Source organism: Sphaerotilus uruguayifluvii (assembly GCF_013294065.1).
GTDB lineage: Bacteria > Pseudomonadota > Gammaproteobacteria > Burkholderiales > Burkholderiaceae_C > Sphaerotilus > Sphaerotilus uruguayifluvii.
Genome location: NZ_JABSNM010000005.1, coordinates 120,371 through 143,345, shown reverse-complemented (window position 1 = coordinate 143,345; position 22,975 = coordinate 120,371). Strand labels below are relative to the sequence as shown.

The following is a 22,975-nucleotide window of genomic DNA, read 5'->3' as shown; positions in this document are numbered from 1 at the left end:
GGCGGGGTCTTGGGGTCGCAGGACTTGCGATTATCCATGCTATACTGCTAGGCTTTCCTCCACCCGGAACACGAAACACACCATGGCCACCTCTTCCAAAGCCAAGAAGAAGACCGTCCGCATTGCCTCGGGTCGCAAGCGTGCGCGTCAAGACGTCAAGCTGAACGCCGCCAACACCGCGCTGCGCTCGAAGTTCCGCACCGCCATCAAGGGCGTGCTGAAGGCCGTCGCCACCGGCGACAAGGCCAAGGCTGGCGACACCTTCAAGACCGCCCAGGCCGTGATCGACTCGATCGCCGACAAGGGCATCTTCCACAAGAACAAGGCCTCGCGCATCAAGAGCCGCCTGTCGGCCAAGATCAAGGCCCTGGCTCCGGCCGCCGCCTGAATCAGCTGATCCGGGTGGATCCCAGCCGAAGGCCCGCGCAAGCGGGCCTTTTGCTTTGAGGCTCCGGCCCGCAGGCCGGAGCCCCGGGCCGGGCTCCGCGAACAGGCCGCCTCAGGCGCCTGCCACCTTGTCCGCCTCGCTGGTGAAGGCGTCCGCGAAGAACTCCTCCTCCGGCAGACCGCAGGCCGCGACGAAGTCGCGCTGCGCCGACTGCACCATCACCGGCGCACCGCAGGCATAGACCTGATGGCCCGACAGGTCGGGCAGATCCGCCATCACCGCCTGATGGACCAGGCCGGTGCGCCCGCTCCAGTCCGCATCGGGCTCGGAGAGCACCGGCACGAAGCGCAGCCACGGCAGCCGCGCGGCGGCGGCCTCGGCCCAGTCGCGCAGGTAGAGATCGGCCGCCCTGCGTGCGCCCCAGTACAGCACGGCCGGCCGCGTCAGGCCCTTGACCTCCATCTGCTCGATCAAGGCCTTGATCGGCGCGAAGCCGGTGCCCGAGGCCAGCAGCACGACCGGCCTGGCGCTGTCCTCGCGCAGCCAGAAGCTGCCGAAGGGCCCTTCCATGCGCAGGATCTCCTTCTCCTTCATCGCGCCGAAGACATGGTCGGTGAAGCGCCCGCCCGGCATGTGGCGGATGTGCAGCTCGATCGCACCCTGCGCCAGCGACGGGGCGGTGGCCATCGAGTAGCTGCGGCGCGCACCGTCGCGCAGCAGGAAGTCGACGTACTGGCCGGCGTGGTACTGGAAGGGCTGGTTGGCGGGCAGCTGCAGCCTGAGCACCGCGACGTCGTCGGCCGCGCGCGTGATCGAGATCACCCGCGTGGGCATCTTCAGCACCGGGAACTGGTCGGCGGCCGTGACCTGGCGCGACTCGACGACGCAGTCGGTCTGCGGCGTGGCGCAGCAGCTCAGGATCAGGCCGGCGGCCTCCTCCTCGGCGCTGAGCGCCTTGAGCTGGTGCGCGCCGTGGATCACCCGGCCCTCGAGCAGGCGGCTCTTGCACGAGCCGCAGGCGCCGTCCTTGCAGCCGTAGGGCAGACCGATGCCCTGGCGGATCGCCGCGGGCAGCATGACCTCGTCGCGCGCGACCTCGAACTGGCGGCCGGAGGGCTGGACGGTCACGGTGAAATTCATCTCTTATCCTTCGGGGTTGTCATCACATCACCACGGGGCGAGATTGTGCCGCACCACCACCGGGGCCCGCGCCCTGCCCTCCCTGCCGCGGCGACCCGCCTGCTGCGGCGCCCGCGCCTGCTGATCGTCGGCTGCGGCGATGTCGGCCAGCGCGTGGCCCGCCTGCTGGACCCGCGCTGGCGCCTGATCGCGCTGACCTCGGACGCCGCGCGCGTGCCGGCGCTGCGCGCGCTGGGCATCCGGCCGCTCGTCGGCAACCTGGATGAGCCCGCCACGCTGCGCCGGCTGGGCGCGCTGGCGCCGAGGGTGCTGCATCTGGCGCCACCGCCGGGCCACGGCGCGGACGACCCGCGCACCGCGCACCTTCTGCAGGCGCTGGCCCGCCGCGCGCCGCCGGGCGGCCACCGGCTGGTCTACGGCAGCACCACCGGCGTCTATGGCGACTGCGCGGGCGCGCGCTTCGACGAGACCCGCCCGGTCGCGCCGGCCAGCGATCGGGCGCGCCGGCGTGTCGCCGCCGAGGCGCGGCTGCGCCAGGCCGGCCGCGGCGGCCGGCTGAAGGCGACCATCCTGCGCATTCCCGGCATCTACGCCGGCGACCGCCCCGGCGGCCACCCGCGCGAGCGGCTGCTGCGCGGCACGCCGGTGCTGCGCGCCGAGGACGACGTGCACACCAACCACATCCATGCCGACGACCTGGCGCGCGCCTGCGTCGCCGCGCTGCTGCGCGGGCGGCCGCAGCGGGTGATCCACGCCTGCGACGACACCGAGCTGAGGATGGGCGACTACTTCGATCTGGCCGCCGACCTGTGCGGGCTGCCGCGGCCGCCGCGCATCGGCCGCGCCGAGGCGGTGCAGCGGCTCTCGCCGATGCAGATGAGCTTCCTGTCGGAGTCGCGCCAGCTGGTCAACCGGCGCCTGAAGGACGAGCTGCGGCTGGCGCTGCGCCACCCGAGCGTGGCGAGCGGGCTGCTGGCCTGAACGCGCGGGCCGATCCGCTCAGCGTCGGCGCTTGCGCGACGGGAACGGCGGCTGGCCGCGCCAGTAGCGCATCATCAGCCAGCCCCCCAGCATGCCGCCGAGGTGGGCGAAGTGCGCCACGCCGCCGCCGCCGACCAGGCCGAACAGCAGCTCCATGCCGCCGAAGACCAGCACGAAGACCTTGGCCTTCATCGGGATCGGCGGGAACAGCGGCATGATCGTGCGCTCCGGGAACATCATCCCGAAGGCCATCAGCAGACCGTAGAGCGCGCCCGAGGCACCCAGCGTCGGCCCCGAGGGCAGGCCCAGGCTGACGACCAGCAGCTGCGTCAGGCCGCCGGCCAGCGCGCTGGCGCCGAGGAACTGCAAGTAGCGCTGGCGGCCCCAGATCAGCTCGAGCTCCGAGCCGAACATCCACAGGCCGAGCATGTTGAAGAACAGATGACCGACGCTGCCGTGGAGGAAGGCGTAGGTGATCAGCTGCCACGGCATGAACGCGTCGGTGGCGACCGGCCAGAGCGCGAACAGGACTTCGACCCAGTAGCCGGTGAGCATCTGCACGCAGTACATCGCGGTGCAGATCAGCATCAGGGCCTTCGTGACGGGCGGGAGCTGGGGCATGTCGACCGGTGGGCAGCGCTGGGGGGAGGGAATGGTGCCGGAGGCCGGACTCGAACCGGCACGCCTGTGAGGGCGGTGGATTTTGAATCCACTGCGTCTACCGATTTCGCCACTCCGGCGGGAGAGAAGGGGTGCGTCGGTTGCGCGGCGGCGATTATGGCATGGCGCCCACGCGCGCCGGCCCTTGCTGCCACAATCGCCCGGACCCCGGATCCCAAGGAGAGAAGATGCCTGACTACAAGACCGTCGAGGACGTCATCGGCGCGACCCCGCTGGTGCGGCTGCAGCGCCTGCCCGGCGAGGAGGCCGCGCGACGCGGCAACGTCATCCTCGCCAAGCTCGAAGGCAACAACCCGGCCGGCTCGGTCAAGGACCGCCCGGCCATCAGCATGATCCGTCGCGCCGAGGAGCGCGGCGACATCCGCCCGGGCGACACGCTGATCGAGGCCACCAGCGGCAACACCGGCATCGCGCTGGCGATGGCGGCGGCCGTGCGCGGCTACCGCATGGTGCTGATCATGCCGGAGGACCTGTCGATCGAGCGCGCGCAGACGATGAAGGCCTTCGGCGCCGAGCTGATCCTGACGCCGAAGGCCGGCGGCATGGAATACGCCCGCGACCTGGCCGAGCAGATGGAGCGCGACGGCAAGGGCCGCGTGCTCGACCAGTTCGCCAACCTCGACAACCCGCGCATCCACTACGAGACCACCGGCCCGGAGATCTGGAACGACACCGAGGGCCGCGTCACCCACTTCGTCAGCGCGATGGGCACCACCGGCACCATCACCGGCACCTCGCAGTATCTGAAGGAGAGGAACCCGCAGGTGCGCATCGTCGGCGCGCAGCCCTCCGAGGGCTCGCGCATTCCCGGCATCCGCAAGTGGCCCGAGGCCTATCTGCCGAAGATCTACGAGCCGCGGCGCGTCGACGAGATGCTGCTGGTGTCGCAGGCCGACGCCGAGGACATGGCCCGGCGCCTGGCGCGCGAGGAAGGCCTGTTCGCCGGCATCTCGGCCGCCGGCGCCTGCTGGGCCGCACTGCAGGTCTCGGCCCGGGTCGAGAACGCCACCATCGTCTTCATCGTCTGCGACCGCGGCGACCGCTACCTCTCCACCGGCGTCTTCCCGGCCTGAGCCGGGCCGCGCCCCCGGCAGCCCGACCCGCCCAGACAGCCCCATCATGGTGCGCGACGCACCATGAGAGCTCGCCCGCACTCGACGCGACACACCATCACGGGGCGTCGCGATGATCGCAACCGGTGCAGGCCGACCGGCCGGATCTGGCAGATCCTCGCGCCGATCGGCTGATTCGTGCATTGGAACCACCCCGTTCTTGCGGGCCCTCCGTCGAAGTCCCGAGACGGAGAGCTCCCGCGATGAGCCATGCTTGGCACTGCAATTGCGATTCGTCAGGTTCCGACGACTCGCACCACCGGAGTGCGAGCCTCTTCAAGACTGCGGGTGAACCTCACGATGAACGAACTGATCAACATGGCCTGGGTGGCGATCTGCGCCGCCCTGGTCTTCTTCATGCAGGCCGGCTTCGCGCTGGTCGAGGGCGGCCTGTCGCGGGCCAAGAACTCGATCAACGTGATCATGAAGATCTACCTCGGCACCTGCCTGGTCGGGGTGGGCTTCTGGGTGGCGGGCTACGGGCTGGCCTTCGGCAGCAGCCAGGGCGGCCTGATCGGCGCGAGCCTGTTCGCGCCCGACGGCCTGAAGGCCTTCGATGCGGTCGGCCTGCTCTACCAGATGATGTTCGCGACCACCGCGGTCAGCATCGTCTCCGGCGCGGTGGCCGAACGCATGCGCTATGGCGCCTACCTGGCCTTCACGCTGCTGATGTCGCTGCTGATCTACCCGGTCTACGCGCACTGGGCCTGGAACCCGTCGGGCTGGCTGAAGACGATGGGCTTCGTCGACCTGGCCGGCGACGGCGCGGTGCACTCGATCGGCGCCTGGTGCTCGCTGGCGGGCCTGCTGGTGCTGGGGCCGCGCCTGGGCCGCTTCGGCCGCGGCGGCGAGGTGCGCGACATTCCCGGCCACAACCTGCCGATGGTCGCGCTCGGCGGCTTCATCCTGTGGCTGGGCTGGTTCGGCTTCAACGGCGGCTCGATCGGCAGCCTGGAGAGCGGCCAGCTCGGCACCGTGCTGCTGTCGACCTACCTGGGCGGCTGCGCCGGCGGCCTGGGCGCGCTGGCCTTCATGCGCCTGACTGGCCGGCCGGTGCTGATGAGCGCCTCGGTCAACGGCAGCCTGTGCGGCCTGGTGTCGCTGACGGCCGGTGCCGCGACGATGAGCCCGGGCTTCGCGATCCTGACCGGCCTGGTCGCCGGCGTGCTGGCCACCTGGGGCGCCGAGGCGCTGCGCCGCCTGCGGGTGGACGACACCGTCGACGCGGTCGCCGTGCACGGCCTCGGCGGCGTCTGGGGCCTGCTGGCCGCCGGCCTGTTCTACCAGGGCGACCTGTTCAGCGGCTCGCGCGTGCTGGTGCAGCTGCTGGGCGCCTTCGCTGCCTTCGCCTGGGCCTTCCCGGTGGCCTGGCTGCTGTTCAAGCTGGTCGACCGGCTGATCGGCCTGCGCGCGCCGACGCTCAACGAGCAGCGCGGCCTCGACTACACCGAGCACCACGAGATCGGCTATCCCGAGTTCCAGGATTCGCCGGGACAGCTGCACAAGGAATCCTGAGTCCCTGTCCACCCCACCTGATCCGATGGCCACAGAAGCCCTGTCCCTGCGTCGCCGCGCCGCCTGCGCGGTCCTCTCCCCTGTGCTCGACGAGGACGCGCTGCTCGACGCGCTGCGCCTGCAGCACCAGTCGATGCGAGGCGACGGGGTCGCGGACATCATCCGCTACATCGATCAGGTGGCCGAGCGGCATGCCATCGATCCGGCCGCGCGCAAGAAGCTCTACGAGGCCTTCTACAAGGCGCTGCGGCTGCCCGAGGACCAGCTGCCGATGGACCCGTGGCCGCTGATGCATCCGCCCGCGGCCGCGCCCGCCCCGGCGGTCGCCACTCCGGCGGCGCCCGCTCCGGCAGCGCCGGCCGCGCGGCCGACGATCAATCCGGTGGCCGCGGCGCTGGAGGCCGCGGGCCCCCCCGTCGCGCCGCCCACCCTGCCGGCGGCGCGCCCGAACGCCGCGCCGGCGACCCCGGCGGCTCCGGCCGCCTCGCCGCTGCCGGCCGAGCAGGCGGTCTGCGCCGAGCTGGTCCGCAGCGCGCTGGCCGAGGTGCAGCGCTTCCATCCCGGCGCGCTGAAGGATCTGGGCGACAGCGCGCTCGACCTGCTCGAGACGATGCGCCTGGCGCCGTCGCTGCGGCGCACGCTGCGCGAGCTGTGGGCGCGCCCGCTGCAGTCGCACTGGGTGCTGGACCTGCCGGCGGCCGATCTGTCGCAGGTGGTTCACCTGCTGTACATGGCGCTGTGCGAGGCGCTCGGCCCGGTCGAGGCCGATCAGGTGCTGACGCGCGCGGTGCGCGCCGCCGACCAGAGCCCGCAGGCGCGGCAGTTCTCGCCGCGCCGGCTGATCTGAGTCGAGCCGAGCCGGTCAGCCCATGCGGGCGAGGATTTCCGCCGCGACGGCCTGATGGCGCCCGGCATCCTCGCGCAGCACCGCCTGCAGCAGCGCACGCGCATCGGCCTCGCGGCCGAGCTCCAGGCAGGTGCGCGCCATCTCGACCCGCAGCCCGCCGCGCAGGTCCGGATCGTCGAAGCCGGCCGGCGACGACGCCGGAGCCGCGGCCTCGGCCGTGTCCGTCTCGCCGGCCTGCGCCCGCACCAGCTCGGTCACCAGCGGCGAGGCCTCGACGGTGCGCGCCATGTCGGCCGCGGCGGTCGAGACATCGAGACTGCGCGGCGCCGACGGCCGCGGCGCGGTCTCCTGCGGCATCACGGTCGGCAGGGCCTCGCCCTCCGGCGTCACGCCGGCGCGGCGACGCCACAGGATCAGGCCGCCGGCCAGCGCCCCTGCGCCCAGCAGCCAGGGCAGCCAGCGCAGCGCGGCACCGCCATCGGTCGGCGTGCCCGGCTCGGCCGCCGCATCGGCGGCCGGTCGCAGCGTCGGGCCGCTGGCCGCAGGCACCGCGTCCACCGCCGAGGCGGATGCCTCCACTGCGGCCACCGCGGGCGCTGAGGCCACCGGCGCCGGCGCGGGGGCCGCTTCGGGAGCCGAGGCCGGGACCGGCGCAGGCACGGGAACGGGCACGGGCGCAGGCACCGGCTTGACCGGCGCGGGCACGACGGCCGAGGCCGGCGGCACAGGCGGCGCGACCGGCACCGACGGCGCCGCGACCACCGGACCGAGCGCGGGCAGCGCCGGCAGCTCGCCTCCCGAACGCATCAGCTTCAGATGCGCCTCCACCAGCGCCACCGAGGCGGCGCGATCCTCCGCGCGCAGCTCGCCCAGCGAGGGCATCGTCAGCGGCACGCCGCGGCGCAGCCGGTGGATGTTGCCCTTGACGAAGGCGTCCGGATTGCGGCGCAGCACGGCCACCATGGCCTGCTGGCGGCTGACGCCGGCCTGCCGGGCCACCATCCCTGCGATGTCCCACAGGTTGTCCTGCTCGACGGTGGTGCGGAAAGGCCGTGCGGAGTCGCCGACGATCGGCTCCGCCGCGGGCTGGGCCGACACCAGCGGCGGCAGCGCCAGCGGTGCGCAGGCCAGCGCGAGGTGGAGGAGTCGGCGCTTCAGAGGAGGCAGCATGGGGCGTTCACACCATCAAGGTGTCCATCAGATCGATCATGAACTCGGTGTCCTCCTGGTCCTGCTTCTCCCAGCCGCTCAGGCCCAGCGCCTCGAGCGTGCGACGCCCGTCGGAGGACGGGTCGGCCATGCCGAGCAGCAGCTGCTGCAGCGGCTCGCGCAGGTGCGCCGCGCGCGGCCCGACCAGCAGCACATGCCGCACCAGACTGATCTGGCTGGTCATCAGCGGGCGCAGCTGGCGGCGGATCGGCGCGCTCAGGTCGTCGAAGGCCTCCTTCAGGAAGAAGCCGCAGTCGGCCTTGCCCTGAAGCATGGTTCGCGCCAGGACCACATAGGTGGACACCGGCGTGGTGGCGACGTTGTCGCGGTTCAGGTCGGCCGACTCCAGCAGGATCATGCCGATCAGGTTGACGTCCGGATCACGGGTCACGGCCAGGCGCAGGCCGGGCTGCAGGTCCTCGATCGACTGCGCCGGCGAGTCGGCCGGCACCGCGATGACCACCTCGTCGGGGCAGTCCTTCGGCGCGGCGATCGCGACGAAGCCCTTCTCGCGCACCAGCATGGCCGCGTCGTAGGGATTGGCGTAGATCAGGTCGATCTTGTCGGCGGCGATGGCCTGGCGCTGCGCGGCGAAGTCCTCGTACAGCTCCAGATGGATGCGCTCGCCGAGCCGGCGCTGCAGCCAGGTGTTGAAGACATACCAGCCGGCGATGTGCTCCGGCGAGAAGTCCGGGCTGACGGTCAGCTCCAGCGGCGTGGTGGCGGCGTTCTCGCTCACTTCAGTTCCTCCGCCCGCATGCGGGCGTAGAGCGCGATGCACTCGTTGACCTTGCTGCGCGAGGGCTTGCGGCGCACCGAGGTGTAGCCGACGACCCGGCCGTCGCGCACGTTCGGGATCGCGGTGGCGAAGACCCAGTAGTGCGCGCCGTCCTTGCGCAGGTTCTTCACGTAGCCTTGCCACTTGTCGCCGCGGCCGACGGTGTCCCACAGGTCCTTGAACGCGGCCGCCGGCATGTCCGGGTGACGCAGGATGCAGTGGTTCTCGCCGATCAGCTCGTCGCGCTCGTAGCCGGACATGTCGACGAAAGCCTGGTTGGCATGGGTGATCACGCCGGTCGTGTCGGTACGGGACACGATCAGCTTGCCGTCCGGATAAGGCACCTCGTGGTCGACGACCAGCACCCGACGGGTGCGCCCGTCGTGGTAGCTCATCGTCAGTTCGCGCCGTTCCCCCGGCACCAGATCGGACTCGTTCATGTCGGTCATCATCGGATTCCCTCGATCACGAAGCGGACCGATCAGATGACCTTGCTGATGGCGTCGGCGGCGCGCTTGACGTCGAGGAAGATCAGGCCCAGGCGGGAATTGGGCTTGCACAGCGCGGTCAGCACCGAGTCGGGACCGGCGTGCGTCATCAGCACATAGCCCTTGGCGCCCTTGACGAGCACCTGCTCGAGCTCGCCGCGGGCCAGCTCGCGCGAGGTGCGGTCACCCAGCGACAGCATCGCGGCGCTCATCGCGCCGACGCGGTCCTCGTCCATGCCGGCCGGCAGCATCGAGGCCATCATCAGACCGTCGGTGGACAGCACGGCCGAGGCCTCGATGTCGGCGGTCGAGCCGTTCAGTTCGCTCAGGATCGAGTTCAGCAGGTCTTCACGCATGGGCGTTTCCTTCGGGAAAAGTCAGGGTTGGGGTGGTCGAGGGGAGAGGGAAGGGATCCGGGCAGCCGGAGCGGCCCCCCGCCGCCCCGAGATCACCCGTGGTCCGGGTCAGCCGGCTCAGATCGAGGTGTGGCCGTAGCGCACGCCCAGCGCCCACACCAGCGTGGTGAAGGCCTCCTGGTTGAAGCGCGGCATGCCGCTGACGATCAGGATGAAGTAGTCGTCGCCGAAGTACAGCGGCCAGAAGCCGACCTCGCTGCAGCCGGCGGCATTGACCATGCCCCAGCCGTCGCTGCGCAGGCGCATGTTGCCGTGCAGCAGCCGGGCATGGCGCTCGTGCACGCTGGCGAGGTCGCCGCCGAGCGCGGCGAGCTCCTCGGAGGTCTCGTGCGCGAAGCCGGCGGTGCCCAGGTACAGGCCGCGCTTGTCGGCCAGGATCGCCTTGCCCTCGTCCGAGAGCTGGGTCAGCAGCGGCGGCAGCATCGCCTCGATCGAGTCCGGCGGCACCTCGACCTGCATCGGCAGGCCCTGCACGAAACCGGAGGACTGCAGCCGGTAGATGAACTCGAGCGCATCCTGCTGGTTCATGCCCATCCAGTCCTGCACCAGGTCGGCGCTCAGCCGCGGCGTCTCCGGCTCGCTGAGCAGGCGCTGCAGGAAGGTCCGCGCCGGCTCGCGCGTCGGCCGGCTCGCGGCGTAGTAGGCTCCCGCCGGCGTCGGGTGCAGGTAGAACTCGCCGGTGAGCGTGTAGTGATCCATGGGCGCGGGCGTCGGCGCAGGTCGCCGGGGAAGTCGGGAGTCGGAAGGATCAGAGGGTCGGATCGATCTGCAGCAGCAGCGCCTCGATCAGCACCGAGACGTCGGTGCGCTGGCGCGCGTCGACCTCGAAGATCGGGGCGGTCACCTCGAGCTCGGCGAGCTGGCGGGCGTACTCGTCGATCGTCGGCGTCGCGCGCGCGTCCATCTGCGTCACGCCGATGACCAGGCGCGTGCTGTCGATGAACTCCTTGAAGGACTTGATGTAGAAGCGCATGTCCTCGAAGGGCGTCGGCCGGGTGTTGTCGAGCAGCAGCACCAGCCCGATCCCGCCCTTGGTGAGGATGTCCCACATGAAGTCGAAGCGCTCCTGGCCGGGCGTGCCGTACAGGTGGACCTTCTCGCTGGGACCGAGGCGGATCATGCCGTAGTCCATCGCCACCGTCGTGTTGGACTTGCGCTTCTGCGTCATGTCCGAGGCGTGCTCGTCGGTGCGGATCGGCTCGATGTCGCTGATCGAGGCGATCGCCGTGGTCTTGCCGGCACCGACGGGGCCGGTGAAGATGATCTTGTGGTCGGTATGGGCCATGGGAATGTGTCCGGGGCGTCCTGGTGTGGCGTGGGGGGACGTCTTCGTTACTTGTTCAGCCAGCCGAACAGGCGGGTCAGCAGGCCGCGGTTGCCCTTGGACTTGCCCCCGCCACGCTGCAGCCTGCGGATCTGTCCGCCGTCTTCGGTGATCAGGTCCAGCGCCAGCGCCGCGTTGTAGAACGCGAAGACATGACGCTGGGCGATCTTCAGGGTCTGCGCGGTCTCCAGCAGCGAAGCCCCTCGGGTGGCCCACAGCGCGGCGATGCGCAGCGCATGCGGCGTGCGGTGCAGACGGGTCAGGTTCGGCCAGCTCTTGAGGTAGACGGTCGCGGCCGGATCGACGCCAGCGGGCAGGCGCCCGGCCGAGGTCTCCAGCGCGGTCTGCCACAGCACCTGATCGAGCCGGCGCACCAGCGCGGTGCGGGTGAGCGTCTCCTGCAGGTCGGCGAACTCCTGGCGGCTGAACGCGCGCGTCTTCGGACGCTTGTCGATCGGCGCGCGCGCCAGCGCGGCGAACTGCTCGGCGCTGAACTCGCAGTAGATCAGGTTGGTCGTGCCGTCGACGGTGATGCGGCCGGCCGGGCTCTCGAGGTGGGCCGGCACCTGCCACTTGCCGCTGACCTGGAACGCGTCCTTGAGCACGCCGACCAGATGCTGCGCCGGGTCATAGCGCAGCGAGGCATCGCTGCCCAGCGTCGCGGCGTCGAGATCGCCACGCTCGCCGCAGTAGCGTGCCTCGTCGGCCTGCTCCTCCGCACGCACGCGGCGCTGGCCGCTGGCATCGAAGGCGGGCGCGCCGACGGCCGGCTTCTCCGGCTCCTTCCTCGCGACCGGCGCGGGCGCAGGAGCCGGCGCGGCGGGCGCCGGTGCCTTGGCGGCCGGGGCCTTCGCGACCGGCGCGGCAGCGGCCGGACGGCGTGCCGGCTGCGAAGGCGCCGCCGCCGGTGCGGGCGCAGGTGCCGCCGGAGCGACCGACTCGAGCACCGGCTCGGCGGCAGGCGCAGCGACCGGCACGGCCGGGGCCTCGGGCACGCTCGCCGCCGGCGCGACCGCCACCGGAGCCGCTGCCGGCACCGCGGCCGGGCGCACCGCAGGGGCGGGCGTCGGGGCCGGCACGACCGGCGCAGGCGCCGGGGCTGGGCTGCGTCCGCCGAAGATCCTGCGCAGCAGACCGCCCAGGCCCCCGGGGCGCGCCGCCGGCTCGGAGCTGGCCGGGCGCACCGGAGCCTCCGGCGGGGCCGGCACGGCGGGCGGCACCGGGGCCGCAGCCACCTCCGGCACGGGCGCAGGCGCCGGTGCGGGCACGGCGACCGGCTCGGGCACCGGTTCAGGCATCGGTTCGGGCGCGGCCACCGGGGCCGGAGTCACCTCCTGCCATTGCGGGGCCGGGGCCGGTGCGGCCGTCGGCGCCGGATCGGCGGCCGCACCGCCCGTGCGGCCGGCGCGCAGATCGGCCGCGGCCGCCAGCAGCGCCGCCGGCGTGACCGGCTTCTGCACCCACAGCGCACCCTCGAGCTGCTGCGGCTGCGTCGACAGCGCGATGCCGGGCCGGCCGCTGCGGGCCCGGAAGGCCTCCCAGTGCTGGCGCGACTCGAGCGTGTCGAAGTCGAAGATGGCCACGTCGGCGATGTCCTCGCCGCTCGGCGCAAAACTGCTGCGTCCGGAACTCGAGAAGAAGAAATCCAGCACCGCCTGCGTGCGCGGCGGCAGGGAAAGAAGGGCAACCTTCAATCGGGTTTGCAGCTTGGAGGCTTCCACTGACTACAGGCTCTAGGGTCGTAGGGATCGATCGTGGAGGCAGGGTCCGTCACGCCTTCGGCGTTTCAGACCCAGCCCGCGGGCACTGCGCCGTGGCGCGCGACCAGCCGCTCGGCCATCACGGCCTTGGCGGCATCATCACGGCTGTGGCGATAGATCGCCAGCAGCTCGCGCAGGACTTCCTCGTCCTGCGGCGCGTCGAGAAGTGCTTCCTCAAGCATGCCACGGGCGCCGTCGAGGTCGCCGTATTCCAGTAACGACATCGCCTGCTGGAAAGGCGTCTCCAGCGCGACCTCGCGGCGCTGCAGGTCGACCATCGCCGAGGCGCCCAGCACCGCGCTGTCGAGCAGCGACCAGTCCTGCGCCGGCAGCCGCGTGCCGCGCGGCAGGCCGCTGTCCAGATGCACGCGCAGCAGGTGCGCGTCCTGCGGATCGAGCCAGGGCTCGGCCTGATCGAGCAGCAGCCGACGCAGGCCGCGACCGCGGTCGCCCAGCGCCAGGAAGAGATCGACCAGCGCACCGAAGGCCCGCTCGGCCAGCGCCGGCCGGCAGGCCAGCAGCACCCGGCGCACATGCGCCTCGACGTCGAGCGGATCGCGCGCGACCAGCCCGGAGACATGCCGCCAGGCATCGGCGGGCTCGACGCCGGGCGGACAGTCGATGCGGCCGGCACGCATGTACGCGAACACCGGGTCGATCGACCCCTGGAAGACCTGCACTGCGCTCATTGCCACCCGCCACCGCTTGCCTTGCCACCGCACCGCATCAGGTGCCCCTCGATCACTGCACCCTGGTGCATCTCGATCGCCCCATAGTGGACATCGCCGCGGATGCGCGCACCGGCGCGCAGCTCGACGAGGCCCGTGGCATGCACCGAACCCTCGATGCAGCCGAACACCACCAGATGCGAGACCCGCACGTCCCCGGCCACCACGCCCTCGTCGCCAACCGTCAGCGTGCCCGCCTCGATGTGCGCGACCGAGACGTCGCCCTCGACGCGGCCGTCGATGCGCAGCCCGCCGCAGAAGACCAGGTCGCCGCTGACCCGGGTGCCCGCGCCCAGCAGGCAGTCGATGCGCTCGAGCTTCGGATCGGCCGTCCTCTTGGACCGGAGGAAGTGCATGGGCATGGCGTGCGGCCCCCGCGATCGGTGATGAAACGTATCGGATGTGCTGTGCATGAAGGCATCTTCGACCATGACTGCAACAGGATCGGGTCAGTCAGCCCGGCTCGCCAGGGAGTTGCCGATGCGCCGCAGTCCGGCCCGGGACGATGTTAACGAGTCCGCCGCGCGCTGCCGGCCGGCCGCAGCCCGCCCCCCCGGTCCCGGGGCACCCGGGATCGGCAAAGGCGCCGCGGGCCCCCGCGCCACCCGTCGGACCCGCCGACATGATCTGAACTCGTGAGAAATGCATCAAACCCCCTGCATATCCTCGATTTGAACATGGCTGGCTCACCGATTGACCTGCCCTAAGCGCATGAAACGAAGCTGAAGCCCAATTTTTGACCTTGATCGTCTGTTTTTGGTACGTGCAAGACCCTTGCCTGCCGGGCCCGTCCGGCCGGCGATCCGCCGGTTAAGATCGCGCCTTTCCTGACGCAGCCCCTGGATCCACACCATGCCCCGCTGTGATGAACGACTCCCCCGCCCCCACCCGGTGGCGATCGACCGCCGTCGGCACCTGGCGATGCTGGCCCTGCCGCTGCTGGCGCTGGCCGGCGGCCCGGCTCGTGCGCAGCAGGTGCGTCGCGCCTTTCCGGCCGACGCGCTGCGCGGCACGCTGCTGATCGTCGACGCGCCCGACGTGCGCCTGAACGGCGAGGCGGCCCGGCTCGCGCCGGGCGCGCGCATCCGCGACGAGAACAACCTGCTGGCGATGAGCGGCGCGCTCGACGGCCGCCGCATGACCGTGCACTACACCGTCGAGCCGCAGTTCGACGGCTCGGTGCTGCTGCGCGACGTCTGGATCCTGCGTGCCGACGAGATCGCGAACTTCTGGCCGCGCTCGCGCGAGGAAGCCGCGCGCTACCAGCTCGACCCGGTGGCTCAGGTCTGGAGCCGGCGCACCGGCTGAGGGCACCCGCCCTACCCCCGCCCGCATTCCCCGCAGACGCCTTCCGCCGGCCGGCCGCCCGGCCGCGCCGGTTTCCTTTGTTTCGATTTGCTTGCAATCATGAGCGACGTCACCCCTGCTCCCACCGATGCGCCGACGCAGAAGAAGGTCTACATCCGCACCTTCGGCTGCCAGATGAACGAATACGACTCGGACAAGATGTCCGATGTCATGAAGGCCGCCGAGGGCTACACCCCGACCGACGACCCCGAAGAGGCCGACCTGATCCTCTTCAACACCTGCTCGGTGCGCGAGAAGGCGCAGGAGAAGGTCTTCAGCGACCTCGGCCGCGTCAAGCACCTGAAGAAGAAGGGCGTGCTGATCGGCGTCGGCGGCTGCGTGGCCAGCCAGGAAGGCGCGGCGATCATCGAGCGCGCGCCCTATGTCGATGTCGTCTTCGGCCCGCAGACGCTGCACCGCCTGCCGCAGATGCTCGAGGCCCGCCAGCGCGCCGGCCGCCCGCAGGTCGACATCAGCTTCCCCGAGATCGAGAAGTTCGACCACCTGCCGCCGGCGCGCGTCGAGGGCTCGTCGGCCTTCGTCTCGATCATGGAGGGCTGCAGCAAGTACTGCTCCTACTGCGTCGTGCCCTACACCCGCGGCGAGGAGTTCAGCCGCCCGTTCGAGGAAGTGCTGACCGAGGTGGCGGGCCTGGCCGACCAGGGCGTCAAGGAGATCACGCTGCTGGGCCAGAACGTCAACGCCTACCGCGGCAAGATGGGCGAGACCAGCGAGATCGCCGACTTCGCGATGCTGATCGAGTACGTCGCCGAGATTCCCGGCGTCGAGCGCATCCGCTACACCACCAGCCACCCGAACGAGTTCACGCAGCGCCTGATCGACGTCTACGCCCGCGTGCCGCAGCTGGTCAACCACCTGCACCTGCCGGTGCAGCACGGCGCCGACCGCATCCTGTCGGCGATGAAGCGCGGCTACACCACGCTCGAATACAAGAGCACGATCCGCAAGCTGCGTGCGGTGCGCCCGGACATCAGCCTGTCCACCGACTTCATCGTCGGCTTCCCCGGCGAGACGGCCGAGGACCACGCCCGCACGATGAAGCTGATCGAGGACATCGGCTTCGACGCCAGCTTCAGCTTCATCTACAGCGCCCGCCCCGGCACGCCGGCCGCCGCGCTGCCCGACGACACGCCGCAGGAGGTCAAGCTCGCGCGCCTGCAGGAGCTGCAGGCCGCCATCGAGGAGAACGTGCGCCGCATCAGCGCCTCGCGCGTGGGCACCGTGCAGCGCATCCTCGTCGAGGGACCGAGCCGCAAGGATCCGACCGAGCTGATGGGCCGCACCGAATGCAACCGCATCGTCAACTTCCCCGGCGGCCCGAACGCGGCCCGTCTGGTCGGCCAGATGATCGACGTGACCATCACCTCGGCGCTGCCGCACTCGCTGCGCGGCGAGGTGGTGGTGGCCTGATCAGCGCGCGCCGAGCGCGTCCTCGCCCGCTTCCTGCCAGCCGCGGTAGCGCGCGGCCAGGGCCAGGGCCCGCTCGGGATCGGGCGCGGTGACCGTGTCGGCATGACGGTAGCCGCGCCCCAGCAGGTGGCGCATGCGCCAGCGCGGCCCCAGCAGGCCGTAGGCCAGATGGCACAGCAGCAGCACGACGCCGAAGATGACGACACCGAGCATCTCCATCGGCACCAGCACGCCGACCAGCGCCAGCGCGACCAGCCCGGCCATGCCCACGCCCCACATCTTCAGCGTGAAGGCCCAGAAGCAGCCCAGAAGAAAGGCTGACCACGACCAGCCGGGACGCACGCTCTCCAGCGCGCCCGAGGGATGCCTGAACACCTTGTACTGCTTCACTTCGCCGCTCCCGGTCCTCGTTGTCTTTGCATCGCCCCTGGGTGGCCACGGCGGCCAGGGCGTCCTTCATGCTATGCAGCCGCGCACCAGCCTGGGGCCTGCCACCGGCCTTCAGCCGCCGGATGCGCGAAATCCGTCACAAAAAGAAACCACCAGGTACCAGTGATCAGCCCACCGTCAGCGGCATCGCGCCGGGCTGGTGCAGCCCGAGATGGATCGCCGCCATGACCGCCTGGGTGCGGGTGTTGACGTCGAGCTTGCGGAAGATCGCCTGCACATGGGTCTTGACGGTGGCCTCGGACAGGTCGAGCTCGCGGCAGATGGCCTTGTTCGACTTGCCCTCGATCATCCGGTCGAGCACCTCGCGCTGACGCGCCGACAGCGGCTCGTGCACGTCGTTCGCGGCCGGCGCGGGCATCATCAGCGCGCGGCGCATCACCTCGAGCAGCTCCTCGGCACCGACGTCCTTCGACAGGAAGGCGCGGGCCCCGAGCCGGCGCACCTCCACGGTCAGGCCGGCGTCCATCGCGCCGGAAACCACCACCACCACCGCATCAGGCCGCGCCTGGCGCAGGCGCTCGAGCGTCAGCGCCCCGCGGCTGTCGCGCAGCATCAGGTCGAGCACGACCAGATCGAGGTCCGGATGCAGCTCGCACTGGCGCAGCGCCACATGCAGCGAGCCCGCCTCCAGCACCCGCAGGTCCGGCAGGCGCTGGCGCAGCAGCAGCGCCAGGCTCTCGCGAAACAGCACATGGTCGTCGACCAGCAGCACGGTTCTTGTCATGTCGGTTCTCCCCGCAGGACTGCGTCGCCGGCGACCGGACCCCCCGTCCGGCCGGACCGGAACTGCATGATCCCTGCAGGAATTCTGCGTACCGCGACGCGAGCGCGGATTTGCGCGACATCAAGATCGCCTGCGGCCACCGCGGGGGGTATTCACCGGCAGCCGGCGCATGGCGCCCTCCTCAACCATACGGTTGAGCCTGCGCGACGCGGACCCGGTCCCACCGGCAAGATGCTCGCCTGAATCCGTCCCTCGTCGACCGATGCCGTCCCTCACGCGTGTCCTGATCCCCCTGCTCCGGCACCTGCCCGGCGGCGTGCTGCTGGCACTGGTGCTGCTGGCCTGCCTGCCTGTCGGTGCGGATGCGCCGCGGACCGGTGCGCCGCTGCGTCTGGACCAGGCCGAGTTCATGGTCGACGGCAGCGGCCTGTGGCAGCCGGTGGCGCTGCCCGACTCCTGGCGCCGGCGCGACCAGCCGACCGACCGGTCCGGCCTGTACCGGCTGACGCTGCAGCTCGACCGGGCCCGTCTGGAACATCCCGGCGCGCTGTGGATCGAGCGGCTGCCGACACGCCACCGGGTGCGCGTCAACGATCACCTGCTGGTCGACCGCCTCTCGCAGCCGCAGGGCGCGCTGACGCTGGGCTCGCTGCTGCTGCCGGTGCCGCCGGTGCTGCTGCGCGAAGGGCGCAATCTCGTCGAGATCGAGGTCGGCGCGGGCCTGCCGCGCGCGGGCCTGTCGGCGCCGCTCTACGACGACGCCGAGGCGCTCGAGCGCGGCGCACTGTGGGCACACCAGCAGGGCCGCCTGCGGCTGCAGCTGGTCAATGCCGCGGCCAGCGGCATCGCGCTGTTCATGCTGATGCTGTGGTCGAACCGCCGCCAGGAGCAGGCGCTGGGCTGCTTCGGCCTGCTGGCGCTGCTGGCGACGCTGCGCAACCAGGCCTATTTCAGCGGCGCCTCGCCGGTGCCGGGGCCGGCCAGCGGCTGGCTCTTCTTCCTGGCCCAGATCGGCACCGCGGTGCTGCTGGGCCATTTCGTGCTGCTGCACACCGGACTGCAGCGGCCGCGGCTGCGACGGGCGCTCGACGGCGGCGCGCTGCTGATCGCGCTGCTCGGCACGGCCGGCTTCGCCGCCGGCGAGCCCGACCTGACCCGCCAGCTGGCCTATCCGCCGCTGCTGGGAAGCGTGCTGGTGGCGCTGGCGCTGCTGGTGCGCCATTCGCCCGGACACAGCCTGCCAGCGCGGGCACTGATGCCGCTGGGCCTGGGCGCGGTGCTGGTCGCCGGGCTGCACGACTATGCCTACCAGATCGGCCTGACCTCGGTGATGGACGACTACTGGATGCCGGCGGCCACGCCGCTGATCGTCGCCGGCTTCGCGCTGCGCCTGCTGGCGCGGCTGGCCGAGGCGCTGCGGCGCACCGACCTCGACCGCGCCGAGCTCGAGCAGCGCGTCGAGCAGCGCACCCGCGCGCTGGAGGCGGCCGTGCAGGCCCGCGACCGCTTCCTGGCCGCGGCCAGCCATGACCTGCGCCAGCCGATGGCGACGATGCGCATGCTGATCAGCCTGCTGCAGGACCACGCCCGCGAGCAGGCCGGCGGCGCCACCGCCACCGCGGCCGTGCCGGCGCGGCACACGCTCGACCTGCTCGGACAGCGTCTGGACGAGGCCGGCCGCGCGATGGAGGAACTGCTCGGCGGCCTGCTCGACCTGTCGCGGCTGGAGGGCGGGCGCACGCAGGTGCAGCGCCAGGCCGTGGCGCTGCAGCCGCTGCTGCGCGCCATCGCGGCCGACTGCGACGTGCAGGCGCACCGCAAGGGCCTGCGGCTGATCGTGCATCCGACCGACGCGGTGGTCGACGCCGACGCGCTGCTGCTCGAGCAGATCCTGCGCAATCTGGTCGGCAACGCGGTGCAGCACACGCGGCGCGGCGGCGTGCTGGTGGGCGCACGCCCGGCCGGGCCGGGCCGGCTGCGCCTGGTCGTGCTCGACACCGGCCCCGGCATCGATCCGGCGCAGCAGCAGCGGGTGTTCGACGAGTTCGTGCAGCTGAACAATCCTGGCCGCGACCGCCGCCAGGGCGTCGGTCTCGGCCTGGCGATCGTGCGGCGCTGCGCGACGCTGCTGGGCGCGCCGCTGTCGCTGCGCTCGGTGCCGGGCCGCGGCAGCTGCTTCTCGCTGGAGCTGCCGCGCGCGCGGCCGGCCGCACCGACCGGATCCGTCGTGCCGGCCGAGGTCGCCGAGCCGGCCGCGCCGCACCGGGCGCTCCCGCTCGAGGGCCGCCACATCTGGCTGATCGAGGACGACGCGCTGCTGCGCGACGCGCTGCGCCAGCGGCTCGGCGGCTGGGGCGCGCGGGTCGTCGCCTGCGAGTCGCTGCGCGAGCTCGACCGGCTGATCGAGCAGACCGGCGAAGCGGCACCGGACACGCTGCTGACCGACCTGCGCCTGCCCGACGGCGACGGCCTGCAGGCGGCCGCGCGCCTGCGCGGGCGCCATCCGCGCACCGCGGTGCTGATCGTGACCGGCGATGTCAGCGGCCCGGAGCGGCAGCGGCTGCAGCGCTGCGGCCACCCGGTGCTGCCCAAGCCCTGCAGCGCGCAGGCCCTGCTGGCGGCGCTCGGCGGCGCGGGAGCCGCGCCATGACCGGCACGTCCGCCCCGCGCGCCGCGCGCCTCGCCTCAGCGCGGACCGCCGGAGCCGTCCGGACTCAGGCCGAGCCGCACCGCGGCCAGCACCGCCTGCGTCCGGCTGCTGACCTCGAGCTTGCGGAAGATCGCCTGCAGGTGCGACTTGACCGTCGCCTCCGACAGGTCGAGCTCGCGGCAGATCAGCTTGTTCGACTTGCCCTCGAGCAGCAGGCCCAGCACCTCCTGCTGCCGGTCCGACAGCGGCTCGGCCCGCTCGGGCGCCTCGCCGGCGTCGACCAGCAGCGTGCGCCGCAGCGTCTCGATCAGCCGGTCCGAGCCGACCGACTTGCTCAGGAAGCAGCTCGCGCCGCGGCGCAGCGCCTCGCCGGCCAGCGACTCGTCGAGCGAACCCGACACCACCAGCACCGGCAGCCGCGGCCAGTCGCCACGCAGCCGGTCGAGCGTCGCCAGGCCACGGCTGTCGCGCAGCTCCAGATCGAGCATGACCAGATCGACCGGCTGGCGCTGGCGCTCGAGCAGCCGCAGCGCCAGATGCAGCGATCCGGCCTCGAGCACGCGCAGCTCGGGCAGCCGCTGCCGAAGCAGCAGCGACATGCCCTCCCTGAACATCACATGATCATCGACAAGCACCAGAGTCTTCATGATGCGTCCCCCCCGCCGATGACTGTAGCGTCACGAAACTCGGGATCCCTCACCCGTTTGCGTGACGCGCAACGGAAGCGGACGGATCGACCATGGTGAATATTCCCGACCTGACGGTGCTCGAGCGCGGCTGGCTGTCGTCCAACAACATCGTGCTGCACGGCGAGCCCGGCGAGGGCGCGGTGCTGGTCGACACCGGCCACTGCCTGCATGCGCCTCAGACGCTGGCGCTGCTGCGCCAGGCGCTCGGCACGGAGCCGCTGGCGCGTCTGGTCAACACCCATCTCCACTCGGACCACTGCGGCGGCAATGCCCGGGTGGCGGCGACGTTCAGTCCACGCATCGCGGTCCCCGGCAGCCTGCTGGGCGCGGTGAACCGCTGGGACGAGGACAGGCTCGGGTACCGGCCGACCGGCCAGCGCTGCGAGCGCTTCCATGCCGACGACGCGCTGTCGCCGGGCGAGCGCCTGCAGGTCGGCCGCCGCACCTGGGAGGTGCTGGCCGCGCCGGGGCACGATCCGGATGCGCTGATGCTGTTCGATGCCGTCGACGGCGTGCTGATCTCGGCCGATGCGCTGTGGCACAACGGCTTCGGCGTGGTGTTCCCGGAGCTCGACGGCGAGAGCGCCTTCGACCAGGTCGCCGAGACGCTGGCGCTGATCGCGCGCATCGCGCCACGCCGGGTCATTCCCGGTCATGGGGCACCGTTCGAGGATGTCGGCGCCGCACTGCGCCGGGCTGAAACGAGACTGTCCCGTTTTGTCGCGCAACCGACATTGCATTTCCGTCATGCAGCAAAAGTGCTGCTGAAATACCATCTGATGGAAGTGCGCCGGCAACCCCTCGCCGAGACGCTGGCGTGGGCATCGGGCACCCCGCTTTTTTCCTCCACCCGCCGCAGAGCGGGCTTCGACGGCTCGCCGGCCGACTGGCTGCACGAGCTGCTCCGAGAACTGCTGGCCGTCGGCGCGCTGCGCCTGGACGAGCTGCACGTGATTCACGATGTCTAGGGAGTCTTCATGGATCAGCTGCGCGCCATGCGCGTCTTCACGCGAGTCATCGACGAGGGCAGCTTTGCCGGCGCCGCCCGGGCGCTCGACCTGGCCCCGGCCGTCGTCACCCGGCTGATCGCCGAGCTCGAGGACCACCTCGGCGTCCGCCTGATCGAGCGCACCACCCGCAGCCTGGCGCTGACCGGCCTGGGCGAGCGCTATCTGGAGCGGGTGCGGGTGATCCTGGCCGATCTCGACGAGGCCGAGGCGCTGGTGCAGGACGCCACCGACGAGCCCCAGGGCCACCTGCGGGTGATGGTGCCCTCGGCCTTCGCCTGCCACCAGCTCGCCCGCCATCTGCCCGCATTCCATGCCGAGCATCCGCGCATCACGCTGACGCTGACGCCCAGCGGCGACTACGCCGGCTCCGACGAGCTGCACGACATCACCATCCTGGCGATGCGCGAGCCGCCCGAGGGCGATTTCGTCGTGCGCCAGCTCGCGCGCAGCGACGTGATCCTGTGCGCGTCGCCGGACTACCTCGACCGCCACGGCCGCCCGGCCGTGCCGCAGGACCTCGAGCGCCACCAGCTGCTGCTGCCGGCGACCTCGCCGCCGATGCAGCGCGAGCTGGTGCTGCACCACGCCGGCGACGGCAGCAGCATGCGGGTGCCGGCCCCGCGCGTGCCGCTGCTGACGACCGCGCACACCGACACGCTGCACGCGGCCGCGCTGGCCGGCCTGGGCATCGCCGGTCTGACCTCGCTGGTGGTCGAGCAGGCGCTGCGCCAGGGACAGCTCGAGCGGGTGCTGCCGCAGTGGCATGCGCTGAGCATCGGCCTGTGGATGACCCGGCCGGCCCGCAAGCATGTGCCGGCGCGCACCCGCGCCTTCTGGGACTTCCTGCTGCGCACCTACGGCGGCGGCGACCACGACCCGTGGCAGGACCCGGCGCAGGATCCGTCGAACGGCCGAGCCGCGCTGGCCCTGTCGTCCTGAGACAGCCAGAGGTGGCCTGAAGCGGCCCGAGGTTCAGCCCTCGCGCCGCGCCGGGCCGAAGGCGCGCCACCACAGCGCCAGCGCCACCGCCAGCACCAGCAGCGCGTAGGTGGCGATCCGGCCGTCGCGGCCCCAGACCACCAGCCCGGCGAGCTGCGCCAGCACCGCCACCAGCAGCGTCGGCTGCAGCAGCTCGCGCCAGCGCCGGCCGGCGAGCTCGCGCCGCCACAGCAGCCGGCAGGCGGCCGTCGTCAGCGCAGCCACGATGCAGGCCGGCGCGAGGAAGTTGCAGAAATGCCAGAAGGCGTCGATCGGACCCATCTTTCGGGGAGCCTCACGCACAGGAACGTGACGGACATCAAGGTTTG

Annotated in this window: 25 protein-coding genes and 1 tRNA gene; 10 read left to right on the top strand and 16 right to left on the bottom strand. The window is 71.7% G+C overall.

The window, feature by feature from the left end; genetic code table 11:
* Nucleotides 1–82 precede the first annotated feature (82 nt).
* Nucleotides 83–388 (top strand): 30S ribosomal protein S20, encoded by a 306-nt coding sequence (gene rpsT, locus HNQ01_RS07525; RefSeq protein ID WP_173804748.1) that lies wholly within the window; start codon nucleotides 83–85, stop codon nucleotides 386–388.
* Nucleotides 389–499: 111 nt separating this feature from the next.
* Here the strand turns inward: rpsT and HNQ01_RS22375 are convergent, their stop codons facing one another.
* Nucleotides 500–1,528 (bottom strand): CDP-6-deoxy-delta-3,4-glucoseen reductase, encoded by a 1,029-nt coding sequence (locus tag HNQ01_RS22375; protein ID WP_286180571.1) that lies wholly within the window; start codon nucleotides 1,526–1,528, stop codon nucleotides 500–502.
* A 45-nt stretch (nucleotides 1,529–1,573) separates the two neighbouring features.
* On the opposite strand from HNQ01_RS22375, the gene HNQ01_RS22370 reads away from it, so the two are divergent.
* Nucleotides 1,574–2,509, top strand: a complete 936-nt coding sequence (locus HNQ01_RS22370) for an NAD-dependent epimerase/dehydratase family protein (protein WP_353621660.1) — start codon at nucleotides 1,574–1,576, stop codon at nucleotides 2,507–2,509.
* An 18-nt stretch (nucleotides 2,510–2,527) separates the two neighbouring features.
* Here HNQ01_RS22370 and HNQ01_RS07510 read toward each other — a convergent pair whose 3' ends face one another.
* Together HNQ01_RS07510 and HNQ01_RS07505 are read right to left on the bottom strand one after the other, a co-directional pair.
* Complete coding sequence (locus HNQ01_RS07510) at nucleotides 2,528–3,130, bottom strand: rhomboid family intramembrane serine protease (RefSeq protein ID WP_173804743.1); 603 nt, start codon at nucleotides 3,128–3,130, stop codon at nucleotides 2,528–2,530.
* A 32-nt stretch (nucleotides 3,131–3,162) separates the two neighbouring features.
* Nucleotides 3,163–3,249 (bottom strand) — tRNA-Leu (locus HNQ01_RS07505).
* A 108-nt stretch (nucleotides 3,250–3,357) separates the two neighbouring features.
* On the opposite strand from HNQ01_RS07505, the gene cysM reads away from it, so the two are divergent.
* From cysM to HNQ01_RS07490, 3 genes are all read left to right on the top strand, one after another.
* Nucleotides 3,358–4,263 carry a cysteine synthase CysM gene (cysM, locus tag HNQ01_RS07500; RefSeq protein WP_173804741.1) on the top strand — a complete coding sequence of 302 codons (906 nt, stop codon included), beginning with the start codon at nucleotides 3,358–3,360 and terminating at the stop codon, nucleotides 4,261–4,263.
* Nucleotides 4,264–4,602: 339 nt separating this feature from the next.
* Nucleotides 4,603–5,817: an ammonium transporter gene (locus HNQ01_RS07495; protein WP_173804739.1), complete on the top strand. Its 1,215-nt coding sequence runs from the start codon at nucleotides 4,603–4,605 to the stop codon at nucleotides 5,815–5,817.
* Nucleotides 5,818–5,842: 25 nt separating this feature from the next.
* Nucleotides 5,843–6,664, top strand: coding sequence for a hypothetical protein (locus HNQ01_RS07490; RefSeq protein ID WP_173804738.1), 822 nt, complete (start codon nucleotides 5,843–5,845; stop codon nucleotides 6,662–6,664).
* Between the two features lie 15 nt (nucleotides 6,665–6,679).
* Here HNQ01_RS07490 and HNQ01_RS07485 read toward each other — a convergent pair whose 3' ends face one another.
* From HNQ01_RS07485 to HNQ01_RS07445, 9 genes are all read right to left on the bottom strand, one after another.
* Nucleotides 6,680–7,834 (bottom strand): FimV/HubP family polar landmark protein, encoded by a 1,155-nt coding sequence (locus tag HNQ01_RS07485; RefSeq protein ID WP_173804736.1) that lies wholly within the window; start codon nucleotides 7,832–7,834, stop codon nucleotides 6,680–6,682.
* Between the two features lie 7 nt (nucleotides 7,835–7,841).
* Nucleotides 7,842–8,612 carry a phosphate/phosphite/phosphonate ABC transporter substrate-binding protein gene (locus HNQ01_RS07480; RefSeq protein ID WP_353621658.1) on the bottom strand — a complete coding sequence of 257 codons (771 nt, stop codon included), beginning with the start codon at nucleotides 8,610–8,612 and terminating at the stop codon, nucleotides 7,842–7,844.
* Nucleotides 8,609–9,100 (bottom strand): PAS domain-containing protein, encoded by a 492-nt coding sequence (locus HNQ01_RS07475; protein ID WP_217427440.1) that lies wholly within the window; start codon nucleotides 9,098–9,100, stop codon nucleotides 8,609–8,611. The genes HNQ01_RS07480 and HNQ01_RS07475 overlap by 4 nt, the downstream gene beginning before the upstream one ends.
* Before the next feature lie 32 nt (nucleotides 9,101–9,132).
* Nucleotides 9,133–9,495, bottom strand: a complete 363-nt coding sequence (locus HNQ01_RS07470) for a roadblock/LC7 domain-containing protein (protein WP_037479351.1) — start codon at nucleotides 9,493–9,495, stop codon at nucleotides 9,133–9,135.
* A gap of 117 nt (nucleotides 9,496–9,612) precedes the next feature.
* Entirely contained in the window at nucleotides 9,613–10,254 is a 642-nt protein-coding gene (locus HNQ01_RS07465) for a hypothetical protein (protein ID WP_173804733.1), read from the bottom strand.
* A 49-nt stretch (nucleotides 10,255–10,303) separates the two neighbouring features.
* Nucleotides 10,304–10,840: a GTP-binding protein gene (locus HNQ01_RS07460; protein ID WP_173804731.1), complete on the bottom strand. Its 537-nt coding sequence runs from the start codon at nucleotides 10,838–10,840 to the stop codon at nucleotides 10,304–10,306.
* 47 nt (nucleotides 10,841–10,887) lie between these two features.
* A complete protein-coding gene (locus HNQ01_RS07455; protein ID WP_173804730.1) occupies nucleotides 10,888–12,573 on the bottom strand; it encodes a hypothetical protein in 1,686 nt (561 codons plus the stop codon).
* Between the two features lie 92 nt (nucleotides 12,574–12,665).
* Nucleotides 12,666–13,328, bottom strand: coding sequence for a tetratricopeptide repeat protein (locus HNQ01_RS07450; RefSeq protein WP_173804729.1), 663 nt, complete (start codon nucleotides 13,326–13,328; stop codon nucleotides 12,666–12,668).
* Complete coding sequence (locus HNQ01_RS07445; RefSeq protein ID WP_286180568.1) at nucleotides 13,325–13,798, bottom strand: bactofilin family protein; 474 nt, start codon at nucleotides 13,796–13,798, stop codon at nucleotides 13,325–13,327. The genes HNQ01_RS07450 and HNQ01_RS07445 overlap by 4 nt, the downstream gene beginning before the upstream one ends.
* Nucleotides 13,799–14,219: 421 nt before the next feature.
* On the opposite strand from HNQ01_RS07445, the gene HNQ01_RS07440 reads away from it, so the two are divergent.
* Both HNQ01_RS07440 and miaB read left to right on the top strand, forming a co-directional pair.
* Nucleotides 14,220–14,675: a hypothetical protein gene (locus HNQ01_RS07440; RefSeq protein WP_286180567.1), complete on the top strand. Its 456-nt coding sequence runs from the start codon at nucleotides 14,220–14,222 to the stop codon at nucleotides 14,673–14,675.
* A 99-nt stretch (nucleotides 14,676–14,774) separates the two neighbouring features.
* Nucleotides 14,775–16,145 (top strand): tRNA (N6-isopentenyl adenosine(37)-C2)-methylthiotransferase MiaB, encoded by a 1,371-nt coding sequence (gene miaB, locus HNQ01_RS07435; protein ID WP_173804727.1) that lies wholly within the window; start codon nucleotides 14,775–14,777, stop codon nucleotides 16,143–16,145.
* Here miaB and HNQ01_RS07430 read toward each other — a convergent pair whose 3' ends face one another.
* Entirely contained in the window at nucleotides 16,146–16,535 is a 390-nt protein-coding gene (locus tag HNQ01_RS07430; RefSeq protein ID WP_173804726.1) for a DUF2628 domain-containing protein, read from the bottom strand.
* A 166-nt stretch (nucleotides 16,536–16,701) separates the two neighbouring features.
* Complete coding sequence (locus HNQ01_RS07425; protein ID WP_173804724.1) at nucleotides 16,702–17,319, bottom strand: response regulator transcription factor; 618 nt, start codon at nucleotides 17,317–17,319, stop codon at nucleotides 16,702–16,704.
* A 262-nt stretch (nucleotides 17,320–17,581) separates the two neighbouring features.
* On the opposite strand from HNQ01_RS07425, the gene HNQ01_RS07420 reads away from it, so the two are divergent.
* On the top strand, nucleotides 17,582–19,969 hold the full coding sequence (locus HNQ01_RS07420) for an ATP-binding response regulator (protein WP_173804723.1): 2,388 nt from the start codon (nucleotides 17,582–17,584) through the stop codon (nucleotides 19,967–19,969).
* 35 nt (nucleotides 19,970–20,004) lie between these two features.
* Here the strand turns inward: HNQ01_RS07420 and HNQ01_RS07415 are convergent, their stop codons facing one another.
* A complete protein-coding gene (locus HNQ01_RS07415) occupies nucleotides 20,005–20,616 on the bottom strand; it encodes a response regulator transcription factor (RefSeq protein WP_286180566.1) in 612 nt (203 codons plus the stop codon).
* A gap of 92 nt (nucleotides 20,617–20,708) precedes the next feature.
* Here HNQ01_RS07415 and HNQ01_RS07410 point away from each other — a divergent pair, with 92 nt between their 5' ends.
* Together HNQ01_RS07410 and HNQ01_RS07405 are read left to right on the top strand one after the other, a co-directional pair.
* Nucleotides 20,709–21,626 carry an MBL fold metallo-hydrolase gene (locus HNQ01_RS07410; protein WP_173804722.1) on the top strand — a complete coding sequence of 306 codons (918 nt, stop codon included), beginning with the start codon at nucleotides 20,709–20,711 and terminating at the stop codon, nucleotides 21,624–21,626.
* Between the two features lie 9 nt (nucleotides 21,627–21,635).
* Nucleotides 21,636–22,607, top strand: a complete 972-nt coding sequence (locus HNQ01_RS07405; protein WP_173804721.1) for a LysR family transcriptional regulator — start codon at nucleotides 21,636–21,638, stop codon at nucleotides 22,605–22,607.
* Nucleotides 22,608–22,640: 33 nt separating this feature from the next.
* On the opposite strand, the gene HNQ01_RS07400 is transcribed toward HNQ01_RS07405, so the two are convergent.
* The gene (locus HNQ01_RS07400; protein WP_173804719.1) at nucleotides 22,641–22,928 is read right to left on the bottom strand and encodes a hypothetical protein; all 288 of its coding nucleotides are present in this window, start codon (nucleotides 22,926–22,928) and stop codon (nucleotides 22,641–22,643) included.
* Between the last annotated feature and the right edge of the window lie 47 nt (nucleotides 22,929–22,975).

What these genes read in the sequence shown, in the direction of transcription:
- HNQ01_RS07460 (WP_173804731.1), bottom strand. Translation starts at nt 10,840, where the DNA reads ATGGCCCATACCGACCACAAGATCATCTTCACCGGCCCCGTCGGTGCC.
- HNQ01_RS07475 (WP_217427440.1), bottom strand. Translation starts at nt 9,100, where the DNA reads ATGACCGACATGAACGAGTCCGATCTGGTGCCGGGGGAACGGCGCGAA.
- HNQ01_RS07410 (WP_173804722.1), top strand. Translation starts at nt 20,709, where the DNA reads ATGGTGAATATTCCCGACCTGACGGTGCTCGAGCGCGGCTGGCTGTCG.
- miaB (WP_173804727.1), top strand. Translation starts at nt 14,775, where the DNA reads ATGAGCGACGTCACCCCTGCTCCCACCGATGCGCCGACGCAGAAGAAG.
- rpsT (WP_173804748.1), top strand. Translation starts at nt 83, where the DNA reads ATGGCCACCTCTTCCAAAGCCAAGAAGAAGACCGTCCGCATTGCCTCG.
- HNQ01_RS07470 (WP_037479351.1), bottom strand. Translation starts at nt 9,495, where the DNA reads ATGCGTGAAGACCTGCTGAACTCGATCCTGAGCGAACTGAACGGCTCG.
- HNQ01_RS07415 (WP_286180566.1), bottom strand. Translation starts at nt 20,616, where the DNA reads ATGAAGACTCTGGTGCTTGTCGATGATCATGTGATGTTCAGGGAGGGC.
- HNQ01_RS07510 (WP_173804743.1), bottom strand. Translation starts at nt 3,130, where the DNA reads ATGCCCCAGCTCCCGCCCGTCACGAAGGCCCTGATGCTGATCTGCACC.
- HNQ01_RS07425 (WP_173804724.1), bottom strand. Translation starts at nt 17,319, where the DNA reads ATGACAAGAACCGTGCTGCTGGTCGACGACCATGTGCTGTTTCGCGAG.
- HNQ01_RS07465 (WP_173804733.1), bottom strand. Translation starts at nt 10,254, where the DNA reads ATGGATCACTACACGCTCACCGGCGAGTTCTACCTGCACCCGACGCCG.
- HNQ01_RS07420 (WP_173804723.1), top strand. Translation starts at nt 17,582, where the DNA reads ATGCCGTCCCTCACGCGTGTCCTGATCCCCCTGCTCCGGCACCTGCCC.
- HNQ01_RS22375 (WP_286180571.1), bottom strand. Translation starts at nt 1,528, where the DNA reads ATGAATTTCACCGTGACCGTCCAGCCCTCCGGCCGCCAGTTCGAGGTC.
- HNQ01_RS07495 (WP_173804739.1), top strand. Translation starts at nt 4,603, where the DNA reads ATGAACGAACTGATCAACATGGCCTGGGTGGCGATCTGCGCCGCCCTG.
- HNQ01_RS07405 (WP_173804721.1), top strand. Translation starts at nt 21,636, where the DNA reads ATGGATCAGCTGCGCGCCATGCGCGTCTTCACGCGAGTCATCGACGAG.
- HNQ01_RS07485 (WP_173804736.1), bottom strand. Translation starts at nt 7,834, where the DNA reads ATGCTGCCTCCTCTGAAGCGCCGACTCCTCCACCTCGCGCTGGCCTGC.
- HNQ01_RS07450 (WP_173804729.1), bottom strand. Translation starts at nt 13,328, where the DNA reads ATGAGCGCAGTGCAGGTCTTCCAGGGGTCGATCGACCCGGTGTTCGCG.
- HNQ01_RS07440 (WP_286180567.1), top strand. Translation starts at nt 14,220, where the DNA reads ATGCCCCGCTGTGATGAACGACTCCCCCGCCCCCACCCGGTGGCGATC.
- HNQ01_RS07490 (WP_173804738.1), top strand. Translation starts at nt 5,843, where the DNA reads ATGGCCACAGAAGCCCTGTCCCTGCGTCGCCGCGCCGCCTGCGCGGTC.
- HNQ01_RS07445 (WP_286180568.1), bottom strand. Translation starts at nt 13,798, where the DNA reads ATGGTCGAAGATGCCTTCATGCACAGCACATCCGATACGTTTCATCAC.
- cysM (WP_173804741.1), top strand. Translation starts at nt 3,358, where the DNA reads ATGCCTGACTACAAGACCGTCGAGGACGTCATCGGCGCGACCCCGCTG.
- HNQ01_RS07400 (WP_173804719.1), bottom strand. Translation starts at nt 22,928, where the DNA reads ATGGGTCCGATCGACGCCTTCTGGCATTTCTGCAACTTCCTCGCGCCG.